Here is an 18,334-nt window from a genome sequence, read left to right as displayed (position 1 = left end):
CGGGTCCCGGCTAGCCGAGACCCAGGCCCACCCCGGCCGCGTACTCCCGCAGGTCCCGCGCGTCGGTGCCCGCCCAGCCCACGTACCCGTCGGGGCGGACCAGGAAGACGCCGGTCCCGTAGCGCTCGTAGGACCCGATCCGCGCGGTGCGGACGCCGGGGAGCGCCGGCGGCTCCGGGACGGCGCCGGCCGTGAGCAGCGTCCAGTGCGCTCCCCGGAACACGTCGGAGAGGCCCACGCCGTCCACGGATGCGTCGGGCGCGCGGTCGCCCGCGCGAAGCGCCTTGTCCGGCAGGCCCGTACGGGTTTCCACGGCGAGGGAGGAGCCCCGGTAGCCGAGGCCGAGCTGACGGGTCTCCCTGCCGCGGCGGGCCTCGCCGCGGTGGATCCGGGTGGACAGGCCCAGCATGGCGGCGGCGACGGGGCGCCGCTCCTCCTCGTAGGTGTCGAGCAGGGACGCGGGAGCCTCGCCGCGCAGGACCGCGTCGAGCTTCCAGCCCAGGTTGTAGGCGTCCTGCACGCTGGTGTTGAGCCCCTGGCCGCCGGCCGGGGAGTGGATGTGCGCCGCGTCCCCGGCGAGGAACACCCGCCCGGCGCGGAAGCGGTCCGCCAGGGCCGCGCGCGGCCGGAAGTCCGAGACCCAGCGCACCTCGGTCACCGCGTCGGCGGCGAGGTGCGAGCGGGCGGCGACGGTCCCGCGCACGCCGTCGGGGGTGGCGTCGACGGCGGTTCCGGCCGGGAATCCGGCGACGACCTGGAAGTACTCCGTGCCCGCGAGGGGGCAGAGGGCCAGGAAGCCGTCGCCGTCGCCGCGCGGCGGGAAGAGATGCCAGTGGTCGCGGTCCAGGCCGTCGATCAGCGCGTCCCCCACCAGGATCGGGGCCGGGTCCACGACACCCGATCCGTCGGCCCCGGCACCGGTCATGGCGACGCCCACGGCCCGGCGTACGGCCGAGCGGCCGCCGTCGGCGGCGACCACGTACCGCGCGCGGATCGTCCCCGTGCCCGCGCCGGAGGTGAAGCGCACGCTCACACCGTGCTCGTCCTGGTCGAGCGCGGTCACCTCGCGGCCGAAGGCGACCCGGCCGCCGAGTACGGTCAGCCGCTCGTACAGGATCTCCAGGGTGCGCCACTGGGGCACCATCCACGGCTCGGTGAACGGGGAGCCCTCCTCACCGTCCTCGGCCGGGTCGAACATCGTCCGCTCGCCCGCCGGCTTCCCGTCCTGCCAGATCAGCCCGACCGGGTAGTCGCCGCCCGCCGCGCGGATCGCCTCCAGTACGCCGAGGTCGTCCAGCACCTCCATCGTGCGCGGCTGGATCCCCTTCCCGCGTGATCCCGGGGCCAGTCCCTCGCCCCGCTCCACGACGAGCGCGTCCACGCCCCGCCGTGCCAGATCGACGCCGAGGGCGAGGCCGGCCGGGCCCGCGCCCACGACCAGTACGTCCACGTCCACGTTCGTCCCGTGCTCCGTCATGGTGTCCACGACCCTCTCCTTAACGCTGTTAAGTTCCTTGCTGCGAGCATCTCCTTAACGGCGTTAAACTGTCAAGCGTGGCTACCCCGAGACCTCAGCGGTCCCCCCGGCTGGACAAGAAGCAGGTCGTCGAGACCGCGCTGCGGCTCCTCAACGAGACGGGCCTCGACGGCCTCACCCTGCGGGCCATCGCCAAGGAGCTCAACGTCCAGGCGCCGGCGCTCTACTGGCATTTCAAGAACAAGCAGGAACTGCTCGACGAGATGGCCACGGAGATGTACCGGCGAATGGCCGACACTCCCCGGGCGGCCGAGGGCGACGGCTGGCGGGAGCGGCTGCTGGCCACCAGCCGCGGACTGCGCGCCGCCCTGCTGAGCTATCGCGACGGCGCCAAGGTCTTCAGCGGTTCACGCTTCACCGGCACCCTGCACGCCGTCGAGATGGAGCGGACGCTGACGCTCTTCACCCGGGCGGGATTCACCCTCGCCCAGGCGGTCCGCGCGACCTCGACGGCGTACTTCTACACGCTCGGCTTCGTCACCGAGGAGCAGGGCGTGCAGCCGCTGCCGGGCGAGCGCCGCGAGGGGTACGACACGGACGAACGCGCCCGCCGCATGGCCGACTTCCCGCTGACGGCCGCGGCGGGCGCGGAGATCTTCGACGACTACGAGCGGCACTTCGAGGAGGGGCTCGCCCTGATCGTCGCAGGCGTCGAGGCGCGCTACGGCGTCGGCTGAGCGGGCCGGACGCCCGTCTCCCGGGCGGGTGTCACGGGCGCGGCTTCGACAGGGCCGTACGCAGTCTCGGGGTGAGCCGGTTCTCCACGAAGCGGTTGAGCAGCCAGGCGAGCAGCAGCATCGTGGCGACCGTGGCCGGGAGGGTGCCGTACGACGGGATGTGCAGGCTCCGGTGGTAGGCCTTGATGACGACCCAGCCCAGGTGTTCGTGGACCAGGTAGAACGGGTACGTCAGCGCGCCCGCGACCGTCAGCCAGCGCCAGTTCGCCCAGTGCAGCCAGCCCAGCGCGATCGCGGCGACGGCCACGTAGCCGAAGGTGACGACGAGGAGGATGACGAAGGACGAGCGGTTGGAGAAGAACTCCGGGTTCGGGGCGTGCCACAGGCGCTGGACGGCGTAGTGCTGGCCGATGAGCCAGCTCACGCCGACGATGCCCCAGGCGTACGCGTCCCGGCGGTCGCGGTGGACGAGGTAGAGGCCGACGCCGCCGATGAAGTACGGCGCGTACTCCGGCATCAGGACCGTGGTGAGCAGGGGCTCGTGGACACCCTGCGCGATGGCCGCGGCCAGCGTCCAGCCGGCGCAGAACAGGATCACGCGCTGCCGGTTCGCCCCCGGCAGCACGATGCACAGCGCGAAGAGGGCGTAGAAGCGGACCTCGGCCCACAGGGTCCAGCACACGCCGAGCACCCGGTCGACGCCCAGCGGCTGCTGGAGCATCGTCAGGTTGACCAGCGCGTCGCTCGGCGAGACCGCCTTGTACGCGACGACGGGCAGGGCGAACACGGCCGTCACGATGATGATCGCGGCCCAGTACGCGGGCAGCAGCCGTGAGGCGCGGGAGGCGAAGAAGGAGCGCAGCGGCCGGCCCCAGCCGCTCATGCAGATGACGAAGCCGCTGATCACGAAGAAGATCTGCACGCCCAGACAGCCGTAGGCGAACAGATGGTGCAGGGTGGGGAACTGGTGCTTCGGCGAGCTGCCCCAGGCCTGGACGACCTCGCCGTCCCGGCCGCCGTAGTGGTACCCCGCCACCATCAGGGCCGCGACGAGCCGCAGTCCGTCCAGGGCGCGCAGCCGGTTCTCCCGGCGCACCACGGGTCTGGGGGCGGCGGACGTCTCGGCGGGTGGCAGGACGGTACGGACCACGGTGCCGGTCGACGTCCCGCGGGCCTCCCCGGGCGTGTCGATCACAAGGTTCCCCTCCATGGGACTCAGCTGGCCCACAGCACGTTAGTCCGATAGTCGGGGATGCTTACGGCCTGGCGAGGCCGGTTCCTCGTCCCGCCCACGGGAGTTCATCTGGGGGACGCCCCCGCGTTGACGACTCTTCCGAAGCGTGACAAATCGGACGCGGGGGAGCCGGGGGTCGAACGGGGTCGAAGCCGGGGGGCGAGCGGGGTCGAAGTCAGGGGGCGAACGAGGGCGGGGCCGGGGTCGAACAGGGGCGGGGCCCGGGTCGAACAGGGGCGGGGCCGGGTCGTCTCCCGACCCGGCCCCGCCCCTGGTGTCCCGCGCGGGAAGCGCCCGCCGCCTCAGCGGCCCACCGCCCGCTTCAGCGAGCGCGCCCTGCGGGCGACTCGGCGCACGGTCGCGTTGCGCGGGATGAAGGCGAGCTGGGCCGGGACCGCCCCGGGCAGGGCCAGCGAGGTCAGGCGCTTGCGCTTGAAGTAGCGCCAGGTGTCCTGGGTCAGCCGGTTCGTCAGATAGCTCTCGGCCGCCGGACGCAGCTCCGGACAGATCTTCGGCTGCATCGCGTAACCGACGGCTCTCAGGAGTCTCGTCAGGTCCGCCACGTCCATGCCGGGCCGCTGCGCGGTGACGGCCGCGCCGTCCGCCAGGTCGGGCACCAGCGCGTCGACGATGGTCACCGGGACACGGTTGCTGTTCTCGTACGGGGTGAGCCGGTCGAGCAGCGAGCCGGTGCCGACGCGGGCGACCGGCAGACCGTACAGCGCGGACGCCGTGAACAGCGCCGTGGAGAAGCAGCCGACGACCAGCGCGGGACGCATGCGCTGGTAGAGCACCTCGGCCAGGACCGGGGTGTCGAGGACGGTGAGGTCCGCGCCGAGCTTCTCGGCCTCCTTCTCCAGCATCCGCGACCAGCGTGCCGGGGCCGAGGGGTGCGGCTTGAACACCACACGGGTGTGCCCGAGCGCGAGGGCGCCCTTCAGCATCCGTACGTGCAGCTGCTCCTCCTCCTCGGCGGTGAGGATCTCCAGCGCCGAGAGGTACTGGCCGAGGAGCAGCGCGGGCTCCTCGGCCGACGGCAGCTCGTCACCGGTGTCGACGAGTTCCGCGAGCACCTTCACGAACGCGTCCGTGGACACGATCTCCGGCTCGACGCCGAACTCGGTGAGCAGCAACGGCTTCAGACCGGGGACCAGGTCCAGATGGAGCAGTCGGGTCACCCGCGTGCCGACCAGCGGGTCGATCTTGTTGCGGGTGGGTCCGTAGCTCATCAGACCGTCGGCGTAGACCGTCACGGGCGCGCCCATGAAGATCTGGGAGACGCCGAGCGCCGGGTTGACCTGGATCGACTCCACGGCCAGTTCGACGTCGTCGTCGCCGAGGTTCCAGGCGAGCCGCAGATGCCGCTCCCACAGCGGGACGTCGTCGGGCCGCGGAGTCCAGCCGCCCGGGTGGAACGGGGAGATGGTCTCGTTCCAGGAGATGACGTCGTCGAAGCGGCCGCGCAGCCGCTCGAAGCCGGGCATCTCGTCCACGCCGGGCGTCGTCTCGGGCGTCGCCGCGTTGTTGGAGACGAGCAGGATGCGCCGGTCGGCGGGCCCGAAGCTGTCGGTGTCGAGGGCCGCGGCGAGCGTGGCCGTGCCGTACAGCGTCGACGCCATGAAGATCTGGGTGGTCACGCGGCCACCCCCGCGGCGGGCGCGGGCCGTCGGCGCAGCCGGCGCAGCCGGGTGGCGCGCTGGATGTCCATCGAGTCGAGTGCCTCGTCGAGCACGCCCTGGGGCATGCGGCGCAGTGCGACGGCACTCATGGACTTCAGTTTCCGTGCCACTGCCGGCTCGAACCTTTCGATGGATCCCAGGTGATGGGAAATAATCGCGCAATAGGTGCGCACGGCTTTGGGAAGGAGTTTCTCCGCGTCCCGGTCCTCGGCGGTTTCCGCCACGACCTGGTCGAACGCGCGAATGAAATCGAGTTGGCGCACGTCCCCGATCTGGGTGAGGGAGGAGGCGACACCACGCCGGTAGTACACGCCGAGCAGCCCCACCGTGGCGAAGGATTCCGCCTCCCGGTGCAGCTTCCAGATCCACGGCCGGTCCTCGGCCGTGCGCAGCCCGTCGGTGAAGTGGAGCAGCCCCCGGTCGACCAGCCGGCGGTGGTAGATGCCCGCCCAGGCGTACGCGTAGTCGACGGAGGTGGAGCGGTCGGAGGGAAGGATGGCGTCGCGGGGATTCAGGACGACTCCGCGCCGGCCGTGCGGAACACGGTGGACGGTCCGGGCCCGCGCGGTGCACTGGACATGGTCCGTGCGCACGAAGTCGCACCCCAGGTCCTCGATGGAGGAGACGAGTTGCTCGTAGTATCCGGGGGCGAGCCAGTCGTCCCCGTCGAGGAACGTGAGGTACTCGCCACGCGCTGCGTCGATCCCGGTGTTGCGGGCGGTGGCCAGTCCTCCGTTCTTCTCGTGTCTGACATACACCGCACCCGGGAGCTCGCGCTCCGCGCGCGCGAGGATGTCCGGTGTCTCGTCGCGCGAACAGTCGTCGACGAGAATGAATTCGAAATCCTGCCGTGCGTTCGCACGCAGGCTCTTCAGGGTGTCGGGCGCATATTGCTGCACGTTGTAGAACGGCACGATGACGGAGAGCTTGACCACGCCTGTGACGTTAGGGGGAAGCCCGGCATTCGTCTTTACCGTTGGTGAGATGCAAGGTGAACGACGCGTGGCGGTACCGTGAACCACATCGTTTTCTCAGCCGATCCTGGGCCGATTCCCCATTCGTCGGCGTGCTGTTAACCGTTTGTTGTATTCGGGTTGGGCCGCTCCTCGAAATGGCTTCCTAGCGTCTAGGACGTGCCAGCAAGTACCCCGAAGCCGCTGCGGGTCGCCGTCCTCGCGGATTCCGACACCCGGTGGAAATGGGGTTCGCTCACCGCGAACCGCGTCTCCCCGGTCGAATCGGACATCCGCCTCGACGGATTCCTCCTGCGTGGCCGAGCCACCCCGACCCCCCGCCAGCTCGAAGAGGTCGGCGTCCGCGCGGACTCCCTCCGCGAGGTCACCGCCGTCGAGTTCCTGCGCGAGATGGGCCAGGAGGACCGCGTCTACGACCTGGTCGTCCTCGCCCTGGTCGGCGGTGCCGTCCAGGCGGTCCTGCACGGCCTCTCCCGTGCCTGGGAAGGACGGGCGAAGCGGCCCCTGGTCGTCACCGGCTATGTCGGCGTCGTCTACGAGAAGCTCGCCGACGGACTGCTCCTGCGGCACGGCGCGGACCTCGTCCTCGCCAACTCCCGCCAGGACGCGGACCGTTTCCGGGCCGTGTACGAGGGGGTCGGCGCGGACGCCGGAGCGGTGACCGAGGTGGCGCTGCCCTTCCTCGGCGGGGCCGCCTACACGCAGGACGACCCGTCCGCGAAGCAGGGGCGCAAGCCCTACACGGTCGTCTTCGCCGCCCAGCCCTCCGTACCGGAGAGCCGCAAGGACCGTACGTACCTGTTGGACCGGCTCATCGGCCACGCGCGGCTCCACCCGGACCGCGAGGTCCTGCTCAAGCTGCGCTCCAAGCCGGGTGAACACACCACCCACATCGAGGAGCTGCCGTACCAGAAGCTGGTGCAGAAGGCGGACCCGCCGGCCAACTTCCGCCTGGTGTACGGGCACATGGGCGAGGTCCTCGACCGCACCGACCTGCTCGTCACCATCAGCTCCACCGCCGCCCTGGAGTCCCTGCACCGCCGTATCCCCACCGTCGTCCTCAGCGACCTCGGGGTGCGCGAGGCGCTCGGCAACCACCACTTCGTGGGATCTGGCTGCCTCGCCTCCTGGGACCAGCTCGACACGGGACACCGGCCGGTGCCCGACCCGCAGTGGGTGGCCCGCCAGGGCGTCGCCGCCGACGGGTCCTACGAGACGGCCTTCGACGCGGCCGGGCGGCGCATCACCGCACTGCTGGCCGCGGACGAACTGCCGCCCCTCGCCCCCTACTACACCCCCGTCACCGCGCCCGGCTATCTGCCCGGCATCCTCGCCCGCCACCACCTCGGACCCGACGGCAGCCCGCTGCCCGGGGCCCCGGCGGCGGACCGGGAACCCAGCCCCGTACGGCAGTTCGTGCGCAAGGCCGCCCGCGGCGCCTACCGCCACGGCGTCCAGCGCGTGGCCCCGGTGATCCGGCGGATGGGCGAACTGTGAGCGCCCCGGCAACGGGCCGGCCGCGGCCCACCGCCCCCCACGCCTTCCTCGCCTCCCTCGTCAAGGAGAACAGCGCATGACCAACTCGGAAGCGGGCCAGGCCGCGCCGGTGCGCCGCGTACTCGCGGTGATCCCCGCGCGCGGCGGCTCCAAGGGCGTGCCCGCCAAGAACCTCCTGCCCGTCGGCGGTGTGCCGCTGGTGGCCCGCGCGGTGCGCGAGTGCCGTGCCGCCCGTCTCGTGACGGACGTCGTCGTCTCCACCGACGACCAGGCCATCGCGGCGGCCGCCCGCCAGGCCGGCGCCGAGGTCGTGCTGCGCCCCGCCGCCATCGCCGGCGACACCGCCACCTCCGAGGCCGCCGTCCTGCACGCCATGGACACCCACGAGGCGCTGCACGGCTCCCCGGTCGACGTGGTGCTGCTCGTGCAGTGCACCAGTCCGTTCATCATCCGCGAGGACGTGGACGGCGTCGTCGACGCGATCGTCGCGAACGGCGCGGACACGGCGCTGACCGTGGCCCCCTTCCACGGCTTCGTGTGGCGCGACGGCGACGACGAGCCCGCGGCCGCGGTGGCCGCCGGGACCGGCGGCGCGAGCGTCGACGGCCGCACCGGCGTCCTGGTCGCCGACACCGCCACCACCGGCGGCTACGGCGTCAACCACGACAAGTCCTTCCGCCCGCGCCGCCAGGACCGCCCCCAGGACCTCCTGGAGACCGGAGCCGTCTACGCCATGGAGGCCACCGGCTTCCGTGAGGCCAGGCACCGCTTCTTCGGCCGCACCGAACTCGTGCGCACCGACCCGGCCCGTGTGCTGGAGATCGACGACCCGCACGACCTCGCCCGCGCCCGGGCCCTCGCGCCGCTCTTCGACGCGACGAGGCCGGGCTCCCTGCCGACCGCCGACGACATCGACGCGGTCGTCCTCGACTTCGACGGCACCCAGACCGACGACCGGGTGCTGATCGACTCCGACGGACGGGAGTTCGTCTCCGTGCACCGCGGAGACGGCCTCGGTATCGCCGCCCTCCGCAGGAGCGGACTGGCGATGCTGATCCTGTCCACGGAAAAGAACCCGGTCGTCGCCGCCCGGGCCCGGAAGCTCAAGATCCCGGTCCTGCACGGCATCGACCGGAAAGACCTCGCACTGAAGCAGTGGTGCGAGGAACAGGGCATCGCGCCCGAGCGCGTGCTCTACGCCGGCAACGACGTCAACGACCTCCCGTGCTTCGCCCTCGTGGGCTGGCCGGTGGCGGTCGCGAGCGCCCACGACGTCGTGCGCGGCGCCGCACGCGCGGTCACCACCGTCCCCGGTGGCGACGGCGCGATCCGAGAGATCGCCAGCTGGATCCTCGGCCCCTCTCTCGACTCCCTCGACAAGTAAGGAACCACCCCGCTATGAGCACCAACTCCCGTCTGCGCCAGTTCGGTTCGAAGACCGCCGGCCCCGGCCACCCCGTCTACGTCGTCGGCGAGATCGGCATCAACCACAACGGTGAGCTGGAGAACGCCTTCAAGCTCATCGACGCCGCCGCCGAGGCCGGCTGCGACGCCGTCAAGTTCCAGAAGCGCACCCCGGAGATCTGCACCCCGCGCGACCAGTGGGACATCGAGCGCGACACCCCCTGGGGCCGCATGACCTACATCGACTACCGCCACCGCGTGGAGTTCGGCGAGGACGAGTACCGCCAGATCGACGAGTACGCCAAGAGCAAGAACATCGACTGGTTCGCCTCCCCGTGGGACACCGAGGCCGTCGCCTTCCTGGAGAAGTTCGACGTCCCCGCCCACAAGGTGGCCTCCGCCTCGCTGACCGACGACGAGCTGCTCCGCTCGCTGCGCGCCACCGGCCGCACGGTCATCCTCTCCACCGGCATGTCGACGCCGAAGCAGATCCGCCACGCGGTCGAGGTCCTCGGCAGCGACAACATCCTGATGTGCCACGCCACCTCGACCTACCCGGCGCAGGCGGAGGAGCTCAACCTCCGGGTCATCAATTCCCTCCAGGCCGAGTACCCGAACGTGCCGATCGGCTACTCCGGCCACGAGACGGGCCTTCAGACCACGCTCGCCGCGGTCGCGCTCGGCGCCACCTTCGTCGAGCGCCACATCACCCTGGACCGCGCGATGTGGGGCTCCGACCAGGCCGCCTCCGTCGAGCCGCAGGGCCTGACCCGCCTCGTCCGCGACATCCGCACCATCGAGGCCTCCCTCGGTGACGGTGTCAAGAAGGTCTACGCGTCCGAGCTCGGCCCGATGAAGAAGCTGCGCCGCGTCACGGGCGTCGTCGCCGAGGCCGAGATCGCCGCGGCCGCGGGCGAGCCCGTCTCGGTCTGAACGCCCTGAACTCCTTACGACGGGACGGTCGTACGTCGATGAGACCCCGCGCCGGTTCGGCCGGCTCCACCACGCTCGCCTTCGTCGAGAGTCCGGTACAGCTCCTGAACGTGCTGGAGTGGGCGCACACACGCGCCCGCGACGACGCGGCGCCCGGCGCGGGGCTCACCCTCGTCGTCCTGTCACCCAACGACCCGATGACCCGCGGCCAGCTCCGCCGGATGGCGGAACTGGCCCGCGACGAGGGCCACGCGGTCCGCTGGGAGGAGGCGCGCGGCGGCACCACGGCTCCCTTCCACACCATCGGAGGACTGGCCCCGCTGCTGCGCAGGGCGCGGCGGATCGTCATGGGGGACCCGTTCTCCCGCTATGTGCAGCTGTTGCTGACCATCACCAAGGCGTGCGAGCTGGTGGTGGTCGACGACGGGACGGCGACGATGGAGTTCGTCGCCCAGCTCGCCCGCGGTGAGAGACTGGTGCGCTGGCACCGACGCGGTGGCCGCCCCGGCCTCCGGGACGTGCTCTTCGCCCCCGTCTCCGCCTCGGCCCGCCGCCGGCTGACGCCCAGTGACCGCCGCAGCGTCGAGGTCTTCTCCTCGATGCCGATCGCGTCGGCACCGGACGGTGTCACGATCACCGCCAACGACTTCTCCTGGACCCGGGACCGGTTCGGCCCGCCGCGCATCACCAGGACCGCGGACCTGGTCGGCACCTCGCTCGTCGAGACGGGCGTGGTCGACCCCGACCGCTATCTGGACGCGGTCCGCGCGCTCGCCACGGCGCACGGCGCGACCCGCTACTTCGCGCACCGCCGCGAGAGCGTCGACAAACTGCACCGGCTGGCGGCCGAGACGGGCCTGGAGATCGTCAGGCCCGACCTGCCCCTCGAACTGATCGCCCGGCGCGGCCCGATAGGCCGGACGATCCTCAGCTTCCCCTCGACGGTCGTCCACACGCTGCCGCTCGCCCTGGCCGGCACCGAGGTGCGCGTCGCGGTCTGCGACATCGACCCCGCCTGGCTGACGGAGAACGCCTCGCCCAGAGCCCAGGGCTTCCTGTCCGGCGTCACGGGCACCGCCCGAGACGTCCACCGACTGTCGGCGGTGTCCACCGTCTAGGCCCCGCCCGTCGGGGCACTGGTTCAAGCCATGAACCGTCACGGCGTTTCAGAGCCCGGCGCACCGCGCCGGGCTTCGTCGTTCCACCGTTCCATGATCTACGCGCATCGCCCGAACGGCCTCCGCGCATCCTCCACGATGAACGCACCGAACAGCCTTGTGCTGTTCACCAGTTCTCCACGGGGCGCGCGTTGGACCGACACGATCCGGCCATTGAATCGCAGCGCGCGGTACCAGCCGTCGGCCGCGCGGGGATTCCGTTACCGGAATGGGGGGCAGCGCGTGGCGTCCGTGTCAGAGGGGTCCGACAGACCGGAGTCGGAGAGACCCGGGACGGAGATACCCTGGGCCGCGAGACCGGGCTCCGACAGTCCCGAGCCCGGGAGTCCCGAGCCCGACAGAGCCGACTCCGACAGTCCCGAGTCCGACAGACCCGGGCCCGGCAGCGGCGTTCCCGGCCGGCCGGAGGCCCGGGTGCTCGTCCCCCGGCGGATCGACCCCGCCCGCGGTCTCGGTGATCGCCTCTTCCGGTTCCAGCTCACCGCCACCGGTGTCGCCGTCCTCGCCGTCATGGCGGGGGTCGGGCTCTTCCTCCTGCTGCGGGCCGGCCAGGCCCTGCGCACCCGGGGCTTCTCCTTCCTGACCACCGCTGCGTGGCAGCCGGACGTCCACAACTTCGGCATCGCGGCCGTGCTCACCGGCACCGTCCTGATCGCCTGCGTCGCGGTGACGATCTCCGTGCCGCTGGCCGTCGGGACCGCCCTGTTCATCTCCGACGTCGCCCCGCGCGGACTGCGCCGCACCCTGGTGACCATGGTCGACCTGATGGCGGCCGTCCCCTCGGTGGTCTACGGACTGTGGGGGCTGTTCTTCCTCCAGCAGCACGTGATCGGCCTGTCCCGGTGGCTGTCCGAGTGGCTGGGCTGGATCCCCCTGTTCACGGTGGACGGCACCCAGCCGGGCGAACCGCTCGCCTCCGAGAGCGTGTTCACCGCCTCCACCTTCGTCGCGGGCATCGTCGTCGCCCTGATGGTCGCGCCGATCCAGTGCTCGGTGATGCGGGAGGTCTTCTCCCAGGCCCCGGCCGGCGAACGCGAGGGCGCCTACGCGCTCGGCGCCACCCGCTGGGGCATGATCCGCTCGGTCGTCCTGCCGTACGGCAAGGGCGGGATCATCGGCGGCACCATGCTCGGGCTCGGGCGGGCGCTCGGCGAGACCATCGCGGTCTACCTGATCATCTCGCCGGTCTTCGTCATCCAGCCGCACATCCTCCAGACCGGCTCCAACTCGGTGTCCTCGCTGATCGCCCTGCACTACGGCGACGCCTCCGACTTCGGTATGTCGGCGCTGATGGCCGCGGGCCTGGCGCTGTTCCTGCTCACCCTGGCGGTCAACTTCACCGCCTCCTCCGTCGTGGCCCGCAGCCGTTCCGGCGCGCAGAGCGAGGCATGAGATGACCGTCATCGATGAGACGTCCCCGTCCTTGGTACGGGATACGGCACCCGCTCCCGCGGACACCGCCGTGCAGCACGCCCCGCCGCCACCGCGGCCGCGCCGCATCGGCGGAGTCACCCGCGCCGGGGTGCTGTCCCTGTGCGGTGCCGCCGTCTCCGCCATCTGCGTCACCGTCCTGCTGTTCGGCCAACTCGCCCCGTTCTCGGGCGCGCTGGGCTTCGCCGTCACCGCCTATCTCGTCTTCCTGGCGGTCTACGCGGTGCTGACCGGGCTCGACGAGGACGGCCAGGCCGTACGCGACCGGGTCATGACCATCGTGCTGTGGACGGCGGCCACGCTGCTGTTCTCCGGCCTCGTCATGGTCGTCGGCTTCACCGGCTGGCGCGGCCGCGAGGCGCTGCCGCACGCCAACTTCTTCACCCAGGACATGCAGGCCGCGGGCCCCCTCGACCCGCTCACCCACGGCGGTATCGCCCACGCGATGCTCGGCACCCTCACGATGATCACCATCGCGCTCGCGATCACCGTGCCCCTGGGCCTCGCCTGCGCCGTCTATCTCAACCAGATCCCGGGCCGGTTCTCCCGGTTCGTGCGCACCATCGTCGAGGCGATGACCGCGCTGCCCTCGATCGTCGCCGGCCTGATGGTCTACGCCACCTGGATCCTCGGCCTAGGCATGCAGAAGTCGGGCCTCGCGGCCGGCTTCGCGATCAGCGTCATGATGCTGCCGATCGTGATCCGCGCCTCAGACGTGGTGCTGCGCCTGGTGCCCGGCAACCTCACCGAGGCCGCGGAGGCGCTCGGCGCGCCGCGCTGGCGCACGGTGTGGCACGTCGTGCTGCCCACCGCCCGCTCGGGCCTCGCCACCGCCGTCATCCTGGGCACCGCCCGAGGGATCGGCGAGACCTCGCCCGTCCTGCTCACCGCCGGCTTCACGGCCGCGCTCAACGCCGACGCGACGAGCGGGCCGATGGTCTCGCTGCCCCTCGCGGTCTTCAACTTCGTCAAGTCGCCCGAGCCCGCGATGATCGCCCGCGGTTTCGGCGCCGCCGCCGTCCTGATGGCCCTCGTCCTCGTGCTGTTCGTGATCGCCCGCGTCATCGGCGGGCGCGGCCCCGGCCACCAGACCAAGCGCCAGGCCCGCCGCACCGCCCGCGCCTCGCGAGCCGACGTACAGCGCTTCGAGGACCTGCGCGCGCCCGGCCTGTCCCTGTTCGACACCCCCGGGGAACCGAACCCCGCGGGAGACGCCCCGTCCGCCCCCGCCACCGGAGAGACCGACTGATGCGCAGCCACCTCCACACCGCCCTCGGGTGCCTGCGGGCGCTCGGGACGCTCGGCGCGCTGCTCGGCGTGATCGCCGGGCTGCTGGCCGGTCCGCTGGCGGCCCCCGCCGCGGCAGAGAGCTACACGCCGATATCCGGCGCCGGTTCCACCTGGGCCGAGAACGCCGTCGACGAATGGCGGCGCGCCGTCAACCAGTACGGCATGCGGATCAGCTACGCCGGCACCGGATCCTCCGACGGCCGCCGTCAGTTCCTCAGCGGCACCGTCGACTTCGCCGTCTCGGACATCCCGTTCCAGACGCACCCGACCGACGGTTCGGCCGCCGAGCGGCCCGCTTCCGGGTCGTACGCCTACATGCCGATCGTGGCCGGCGGCACCGTCTTCATGTACCACCTGACCGTCAACGGCAAGCGGCTCACCAACCTGCGCCTGTCCGGCGACGTGGTGACCAAGATCTTCACCGGGGCCGTGAAGACCTGGGACGACCCGGTCATCAAGGCCGACAACCCGGGCGTCCAGCTCCCGCACCGCACGATCGTCCCCGTCGTCCGCTCCGACGGCTCGGGCTCCACGGCCCAGTTCACGATGTGGATGGCCAACCAGCACAAGTCGCTGTGGCAGTCCTACTGCGACCGGGTCGGCCGCTCCGGTGCCTGCGGGCAGACCTCGTACTACCCGACCGTCTCCGGCATGATCGCCCAGTCCGGCGACCTCGGCGTCGCGGGGTACGTCGCCCAGAACTACGGCGAGGGCGCGATCGGTTACGTCAACTACTCGTACGCCCTGAACGCGCACTATCCGGTCGCCAAGGTCCTCAACCACGCCGGCTACTACACCGAGCCGACCCCGCAGAACGTCGCGGTCTCGCTGCTCAAGGCGCAGATCAACAACGACAGGAACTCCGCGGACTACCTCACGCAGAAGCTCGACGGTGTCTACAACGACTCCGACAAGCGCAACTACCCGCTGTCCAGCTACTCGTACATGATCCTGCCGCTGAAGGTGCAGGGCACCTTCACCAAGGCCAAGGGCAAGACGCTCGGCGCGTTCTCGTACTACTTCATGTGCCAGGGCCAGCAACAGGCGCCCTCGCTCGGCTACTCGCCACTGCCGATCAACCTGGTGAACGCGGGCTTCGACCAGATCCGCCGTATCCCGGGCGTCCAGGCCCAGAGCATCAACATCAAGGGCTGCAACAACCCGACCTTCTCCAGCGACGGTCACAACAAGCTCGCCGAGACCGCCCCCTACCCGGCCGCCTGCGACAAGAAGGGCGCCCCGCCCTGCACCATCGGCAGCGGCGGCGCCAAGGCGGGCGGCGGCTCGGGAGGTTCGGGCTCCACGGGCGGCAGCGGCGGCGGCTCCGCCGCGGGCGGTTCCTCCGGCGGCGGCACCGACGGCGGTTCCTCCGGCGGGAGTTCGGGCAGCGGCGGCAGCGCCTCGGGAGGCTCGACCGGCGGCGGCTCCGCACCCGTCGTCGACCCGGACACCGGCCAGACGCTCTCGCCCGGCTCGGGCGGCGGCTCGGGAAGCGCTGCCTCAGGCGGCAGCGGCGGTGGCAGCGGAGCGGCGGCCGACACCATCGCACTCGCCCAGCCGGTCTCCGTGTCCGGCAGCCAGGGCTGGACCACCACCCAGACGCTGATGCTGATCGCCGCCTTCCTGGTACTCGGCCTGGTCCTGCTGCCCTCCGTGGTGTCCCGGGTGATCACCGGACGCGGCGCGGGCAAGGACACCGGAGAGGGGCAGCGGCGATGAACCCCCGCAGCGTGAACCCCCACAGCGTGAACCCCGGCGGCACAGGACCCCGTACCGCCAGACCCCGTACCGCGGGATCTCGGGCGGCCGGCGTACGGCGGCTGCTCCTGCGCCTGGTCGCCGGAACGGCCGTCGGTGCCCTCGCCGGACTCGGCGTGGCCCAGGCGGCCGCCCCGGCCGCCGCGACCGGCACCGCGGCCACCACCTCCTCGGCCGTCACGGTCTCCGGGCGCGGCGAGTTCAAGGACATGAGGTTCACCGTCGACCAGACGGCCCACCTGACCAGCCAGGCCGTCACGGTCTCCTGGTCCGGCGGCACCCCGAGCACCTTCGCCGGCACGGCGTTCAACACGGACTTCGTGCAGATCATGCAGTGCTGGGGCGACGACGACGGCACGGTTCCGTCCAACCCGGGCCCCGCACGCACCCAGTGCCAGTACGGGGCCTCCCCGACCACCGACCGCGGCAGCTGGCCGGGCAACGACTACGACGACACCCGCAGGGTCTTCTACAACGCCGACCCCACCAACTACGGCCAGGACAACCGGTACGGGGCGGCCAACCCCAACGCCCCGGGCGAGGTGCCCTTCAAGTCCGTCGACGGCACCGTGATCACCTCGGGCACCCAGAACAACGCCTTCTTCAACCGCAACACCACCAACGAGGTCGACTTCGCCCGCACCGGCGCCGACGGCACCGGCAAGGAGTACTTCGAGGTCCAGACCGCCAACGAGGCCCCGCACCTGGGCTGCGGTGTGCCGGTCACCGTCAACGGGGGGACCAGGCCGCGCTCCTGCTGGCTGGTCATCGTCCCGCAGGGCCGTCTCGACCTCGACGGAAACCCGTACGCCGACCACAGCCAGGTCAACGCCGGATCCCCCGTCTCCTCCACCAACTGGAAGAACCGGGTCGCGATCCCGCTCGGCTTCAACTCCGTCGGCACCAACTGCGCGCTCGGCGCCAAGGAGCGCGCCACCACCGGCAGCGAGCTCGCCGCCGACGCCATGACCAGCTGGCAGGCGGCCCTGTGCCCGACCGGCACGGTCTACGGCTACACCGAGCTCGGCGAACCGGACACCCGCGCCCGGCTCATCAACGACGGTTCCTCCGGGCTCGCGTTCACCACCCGCGCCCTCGGCGCCGACGCGGGGACCACCGCACCCACCGACCCGACCGTGTACGCGCCCGTCGCCCTCTCCGGAACCGTCATCGGCTTCACCGTCGAACGCAGACCCAAGGCGGGAGCGCCGGACTCCGTCCGCAGACTCGCGGGCACCAAGGTCGAGTCCGTCGACCTCACCCCGCGCCTGGTCGCCAAACTGCTCACCGAGTCCTACCGCAACTCGCCCTGGGGAGCCGTCCTCGGCGACTCGGCCGCCACCGGCTACGACTGGGCGAGGAAGAATCCGGCCGGGCTGGCGAGCGACCCCGAATTCATCTCCCTGAACCCCGAGTTCGCGGACCTCTCGGTCTCCGAGACCCCGTCCACCGACACCGACCTGATCACCTCGCTCGGGCACAGCGACTCCGCCCGCGCCCTGTGGCAGTGGATCCTCGCCGACAAGGACGCCCGCGGCTTCCTCGCCGGTGACGCCGACGCCTGGGGCACCCAGGTCAACCCGTACTACAGCACCACCGCGTCCCGTAACCCGACCGGTGTCGCCTTCGACCCGGCGCACTCCGACGACTACCCCAAGAGCGACCCCTGGTGCGCGATCCCGCCGGGCACCGACGCCACCGTCAAGCAGTGCATGACCGACTACCACCCCTACGTCGAGGACATGCACTCCGGCGCCCTGCACACCCGGCGCGCCGACACCCTCTGGAAGTCCAGCTGGGACGCGCTCGCCAACCCGCCGGCCTTCAAGAGCCCCGGTCCCCAGACGGTCGGCTCCCGGTTCGTGATCACCGTCACCGACGCGGCCTCCGCCGCGCGCTACGGCCTCCAGACGGCCCGGCTGCGCAACACCGCCGGCACGTTCGTCGGCCCCTCCGCGGGGTCCCTGACCGCGGCGGCCACCGGCGCCACCGGCACCGGAGCCCCCGAGATCACCCCGGCCACGGCCGACGCCGAGGGCGCCTACCCGCTCGCCCAGCTCGTGTACGCCGCCGTCCGTCCGGACCAGATCGACAAGGCCGCCCGCAAGGACTACGCGACCCTGCTGCGGTACATCGCGGGTGACGGACAGACCAGTGGCGCCGACCCGGGCCTGCTCCCGGTCGGCTACGCCCCGCTCTCCACCGCCCTGCGCACCCGGGCGACCACGGCCGCCGACGCCCTCGTCCACTACACCGGACCCGGCCCCACGCCCACCGGAGGCTCGGGCTCCACCGGCGGGTCGTCGGGCGGCGGCTCCACGGGCGGAGGCTCCGACAGCTCCGGCGGCGGATCGGGCGGCGGCACCGGCGGTTCGACGGGCGGCGACACCGGCGGCTCCACGGGCGGCAGCGGCGGCAGTGCCACTCCCGGTGCCACCGCGAGCGCGAAGCCCGGCGCCGCTCCGTCCTACGACGGCGGCAAGGCCCTTCAGACCACCGCGCTGGGCACCACGCCCGACGACCCGGCCAACTCGCTGCGCTACGCCGTCCCGGTCGGAGCCGCGCTCGGCGCCTTCGCCGGCATCGGGGCGCCGTTCGCCGGTGGCGGCAGGCTCCGGTTCCCGCTGCGTGTCCCGCTGCCCGGCGGCCGCGCGGTCACCGTCCCCGCGATCACTCTGCCCGAGTGGCTGCGCAGGCGGCTGCCCTCCGGCCGGAACTGAACCGACCGGAGCGCGGGCCCGA

13 protein-coding genes are annotated in these 18,334 nt (G+C 71.9%); 9 read left to right on the top strand and 4 right to left on the bottom strand.

Features of this window, described 5'->3' with window-relative positions:
* Nucleotides 1-10 precede the first annotated feature (10 nt).
* On the bottom strand, nucleotides 11-1,477 hold the full coding sequence (locus tag ACZ4AA_RS06510; protein WP_467597087.1) for an FAD-dependent monooxygenase: 1,467 nt from the start codon (nucleotides 1,475-1,477) through the stop codon (nucleotides 11-13).
* A gap of 77 nt (nucleotides 1,478-1,554) precedes the next feature.
* Here ACZ4AA_RS06510 and ACZ4AA_RS06505 point away from each other — a divergent pair, with 77 nt between their 5' ends.
* Nucleotides 1,555-2,214, top strand: a complete 660-nt coding sequence (locus ACZ4AA_RS06505) for a TetR/AcrR family transcriptional regulator C-terminal domain-containing protein (protein WP_467596394.1) — start codon at nucleotides 1,555-1,557, stop codon at nucleotides 2,212-2,214.
* Between the two features lie 31 nt (nucleotides 2,215-2,245).
* On the opposite strand, the gene ACZ4AA_RS06500 is transcribed toward ACZ4AA_RS06505, so the two are convergent.
* The 3 genes from ACZ4AA_RS06500 to ACZ4AA_RS06490 form a co-directional block, all read right to left on the bottom strand.
* A complete protein-coding gene (locus tag ACZ4AA_RS06500) occupies nucleotides 2,246-3,409 on the bottom strand; it encodes an acyltransferase family protein (protein WP_467596391.1) in 1,164 nt (387 codons plus the stop codon).
* A gap of 341 nt (nucleotides 3,410-3,750) precedes the next feature.
* Nucleotides 3,751-5,085 carry an alpha-2,8-polysialyltransferase family protein gene (locus ACZ4AA_RS06495; RefSeq protein WP_467596388.1) on the bottom strand — a complete coding sequence of 445 codons (1,335 nt, stop codon included), beginning with the start codon at nucleotides 5,083-5,085 and terminating at the stop codon, nucleotides 3,751-3,753.
* Nucleotides 5,082-6,062 (bottom strand): glycosyltransferase family 2 protein, encoded by a 981-nt coding sequence (locus ACZ4AA_RS06490; protein ID WP_467596385.1) that lies wholly within the window; start codon nucleotides 6,060-6,062, stop codon nucleotides 5,082-5,084. Before ACZ4AA_RS06490 ends, ACZ4AA_RS06495 begins: the two co-directional genes overlap by 4 nt.
* A gap of 198 nt (nucleotides 6,063-6,260) precedes the next feature.
* Here ACZ4AA_RS06490 and ACZ4AA_RS06485 point away from each other — a divergent pair, with 198 nt between their 5' ends.
* The 8 genes from ACZ4AA_RS06485 (at nucleotide 6,261) to ACZ4AA_RS06450 (ending at nucleotide 18,312) form a co-directional block, all read left to right on the top strand.
* Nucleotides 6,261-7,598 (top strand): DUF6716 putative glycosyltransferase, encoded by a 1,338-nt coding sequence (locus ACZ4AA_RS06485; protein WP_467596382.1) that lies wholly within the window; start codon nucleotides 6,261-6,263, stop codon nucleotides 7,596-7,598.
* A 76-nt stretch (nucleotides 7,599-7,674) separates the two neighbouring features.
* The gene (locus ACZ4AA_RS06480) at nucleotides 7,675-8,982 is read left to right on the top strand and encodes a cytidylyltransferase domain-containing protein (protein WP_467596380.1); all 1,308 of its coding nucleotides are present in this window, start codon (nucleotides 7,675-7,677) and stop codon (nucleotides 8,980-8,982) included.
* A gap of 14 nt (nucleotides 8,983-8,996) precedes the next feature.
* On the top strand, nucleotides 8,997-9,935 hold the full coding sequence (locus ACZ4AA_RS06475; RefSeq protein WP_467596375.1) for an N-acetylneuraminate synthase family protein: 939 nt from the start codon (nucleotides 8,997-8,999) through the stop codon (nucleotides 9,933-9,935).
* 38 nt (nucleotides 9,936-9,973) lie between these two features.
* Nucleotides 9,974-11,053 (top strand): hypothetical protein, encoded by a 1,080-nt coding sequence (locus tag ACZ4AA_RS06470; RefSeq protein WP_467596373.1) that lies wholly within the window; start codon nucleotides 9,974-9,976, stop codon nucleotides 11,051-11,053.
* A 474-nt stretch (nucleotides 11,054-11,527) separates the two neighbouring features.
* Nucleotides 11,528-12,505 (top strand): phosphate ABC transporter permease subunit PstC, encoded by a 978-nt coding sequence (gene pstC / locus ACZ4AA_RS06465; RefSeq protein WP_467596369.1) that lies wholly within the window; start codon nucleotides 11,528-11,530, stop codon nucleotides 12,503-12,505.
* 1 nt (nucleotide 12,506) lies between these two features.
* Nucleotides 12,507-13,793, top strand: a complete 1,287-nt coding sequence (pstA, locus tag ACZ4AA_RS06460) for a phosphate ABC transporter permease PstA (RefSeq protein ID WP_467596364.1) — start codon at nucleotides 12,507-12,509, stop codon at nucleotides 13,791-13,793.
* Nucleotides 13,793-15,553, top strand: a complete 1,761-nt coding sequence (locus ACZ4AA_RS06455) for a phosphate ABC transporter substrate-binding protein PstS (RefSeq protein ID WP_467596361.1) — start codon at nucleotides 13,793-13,795, stop codon at nucleotides 15,551-15,553. The genes pstA and ACZ4AA_RS06455 overlap by 1 nt, the downstream gene beginning before the upstream one ends.
* Nucleotides 15,550-18,312 carry a hypothetical protein gene (locus tag ACZ4AA_RS06450; protein ID WP_467596358.1) on the top strand — a complete coding sequence of 921 codons (2,763 nt, stop codon included), beginning with the start codon at nucleotides 15,550-15,552 and terminating at the stop codon, nucleotides 18,310-18,312. The genes ACZ4AA_RS06455 and ACZ4AA_RS06450 overlap by 4 nt, the downstream gene beginning before the upstream one ends.
* Nucleotides 18,313-18,334: the final 22 nt, after the last annotated feature.

The sequence above is a fragment of the Streptomyces sp. NPDC024698 genome, from assembly GCF_055559015.1.
The sequence above is the reverse complement of the archived record's forward strand: the minus strand, read 5'-3'. Positions and strand labels throughout refer to the sequence as shown.

Excerpts from the sequence above, each read along its gene's own strand:
- ACZ4AA_RS06510 (WP_467597087.1), bottom strand. The coding sequence starts at position 1,477 with ATGACGGAGCACGGGACGAACGTGGACGTGGACGTACTGGTCGTGGGC.
- ACZ4AA_RS06480 (WP_467596380.1), top strand. The coding sequence starts at position 7,675 with ATGACCAACTCGGAAGCGGGCCAGGCCGCGCCGGTGCGCCGCGTACTC.
- ACZ4AA_RS06475 (WP_467596375.1), top strand. The coding sequence starts at position 8,997 with ATGAGCACCAACTCCCGTCTGCGCCAGTTCGGTTCGAAGACCGCCGGC.
- ACZ4AA_RS06470 (WP_467596373.1), top strand. The coding sequence starts at position 9,974 with ATGAGACCCCGCGCCGGTTCGGCCGGCTCCACCACGCTCGCCTTCGTC.
- pstA (WP_467596364.1), top strand. The coding sequence starts at position 12,507 with ATGACCGTCATCGATGAGACGTCCCCGTCCTTGGTACGGGATACGGCA.
- ACZ4AA_RS06455 (WP_467596361.1), top strand. The coding sequence starts at position 13,793 with ATGCGCAGCCACCTCCACACCGCCCTCGGGTGCCTGCGGGCGCTCGGG.
- ACZ4AA_RS06450 (WP_467596358.1), top strand. The coding sequence starts at position 15,550 with ATGAACCCCCGCAGCGTGAACCCCCACAGCGTGAACCCCGGCGGCACA.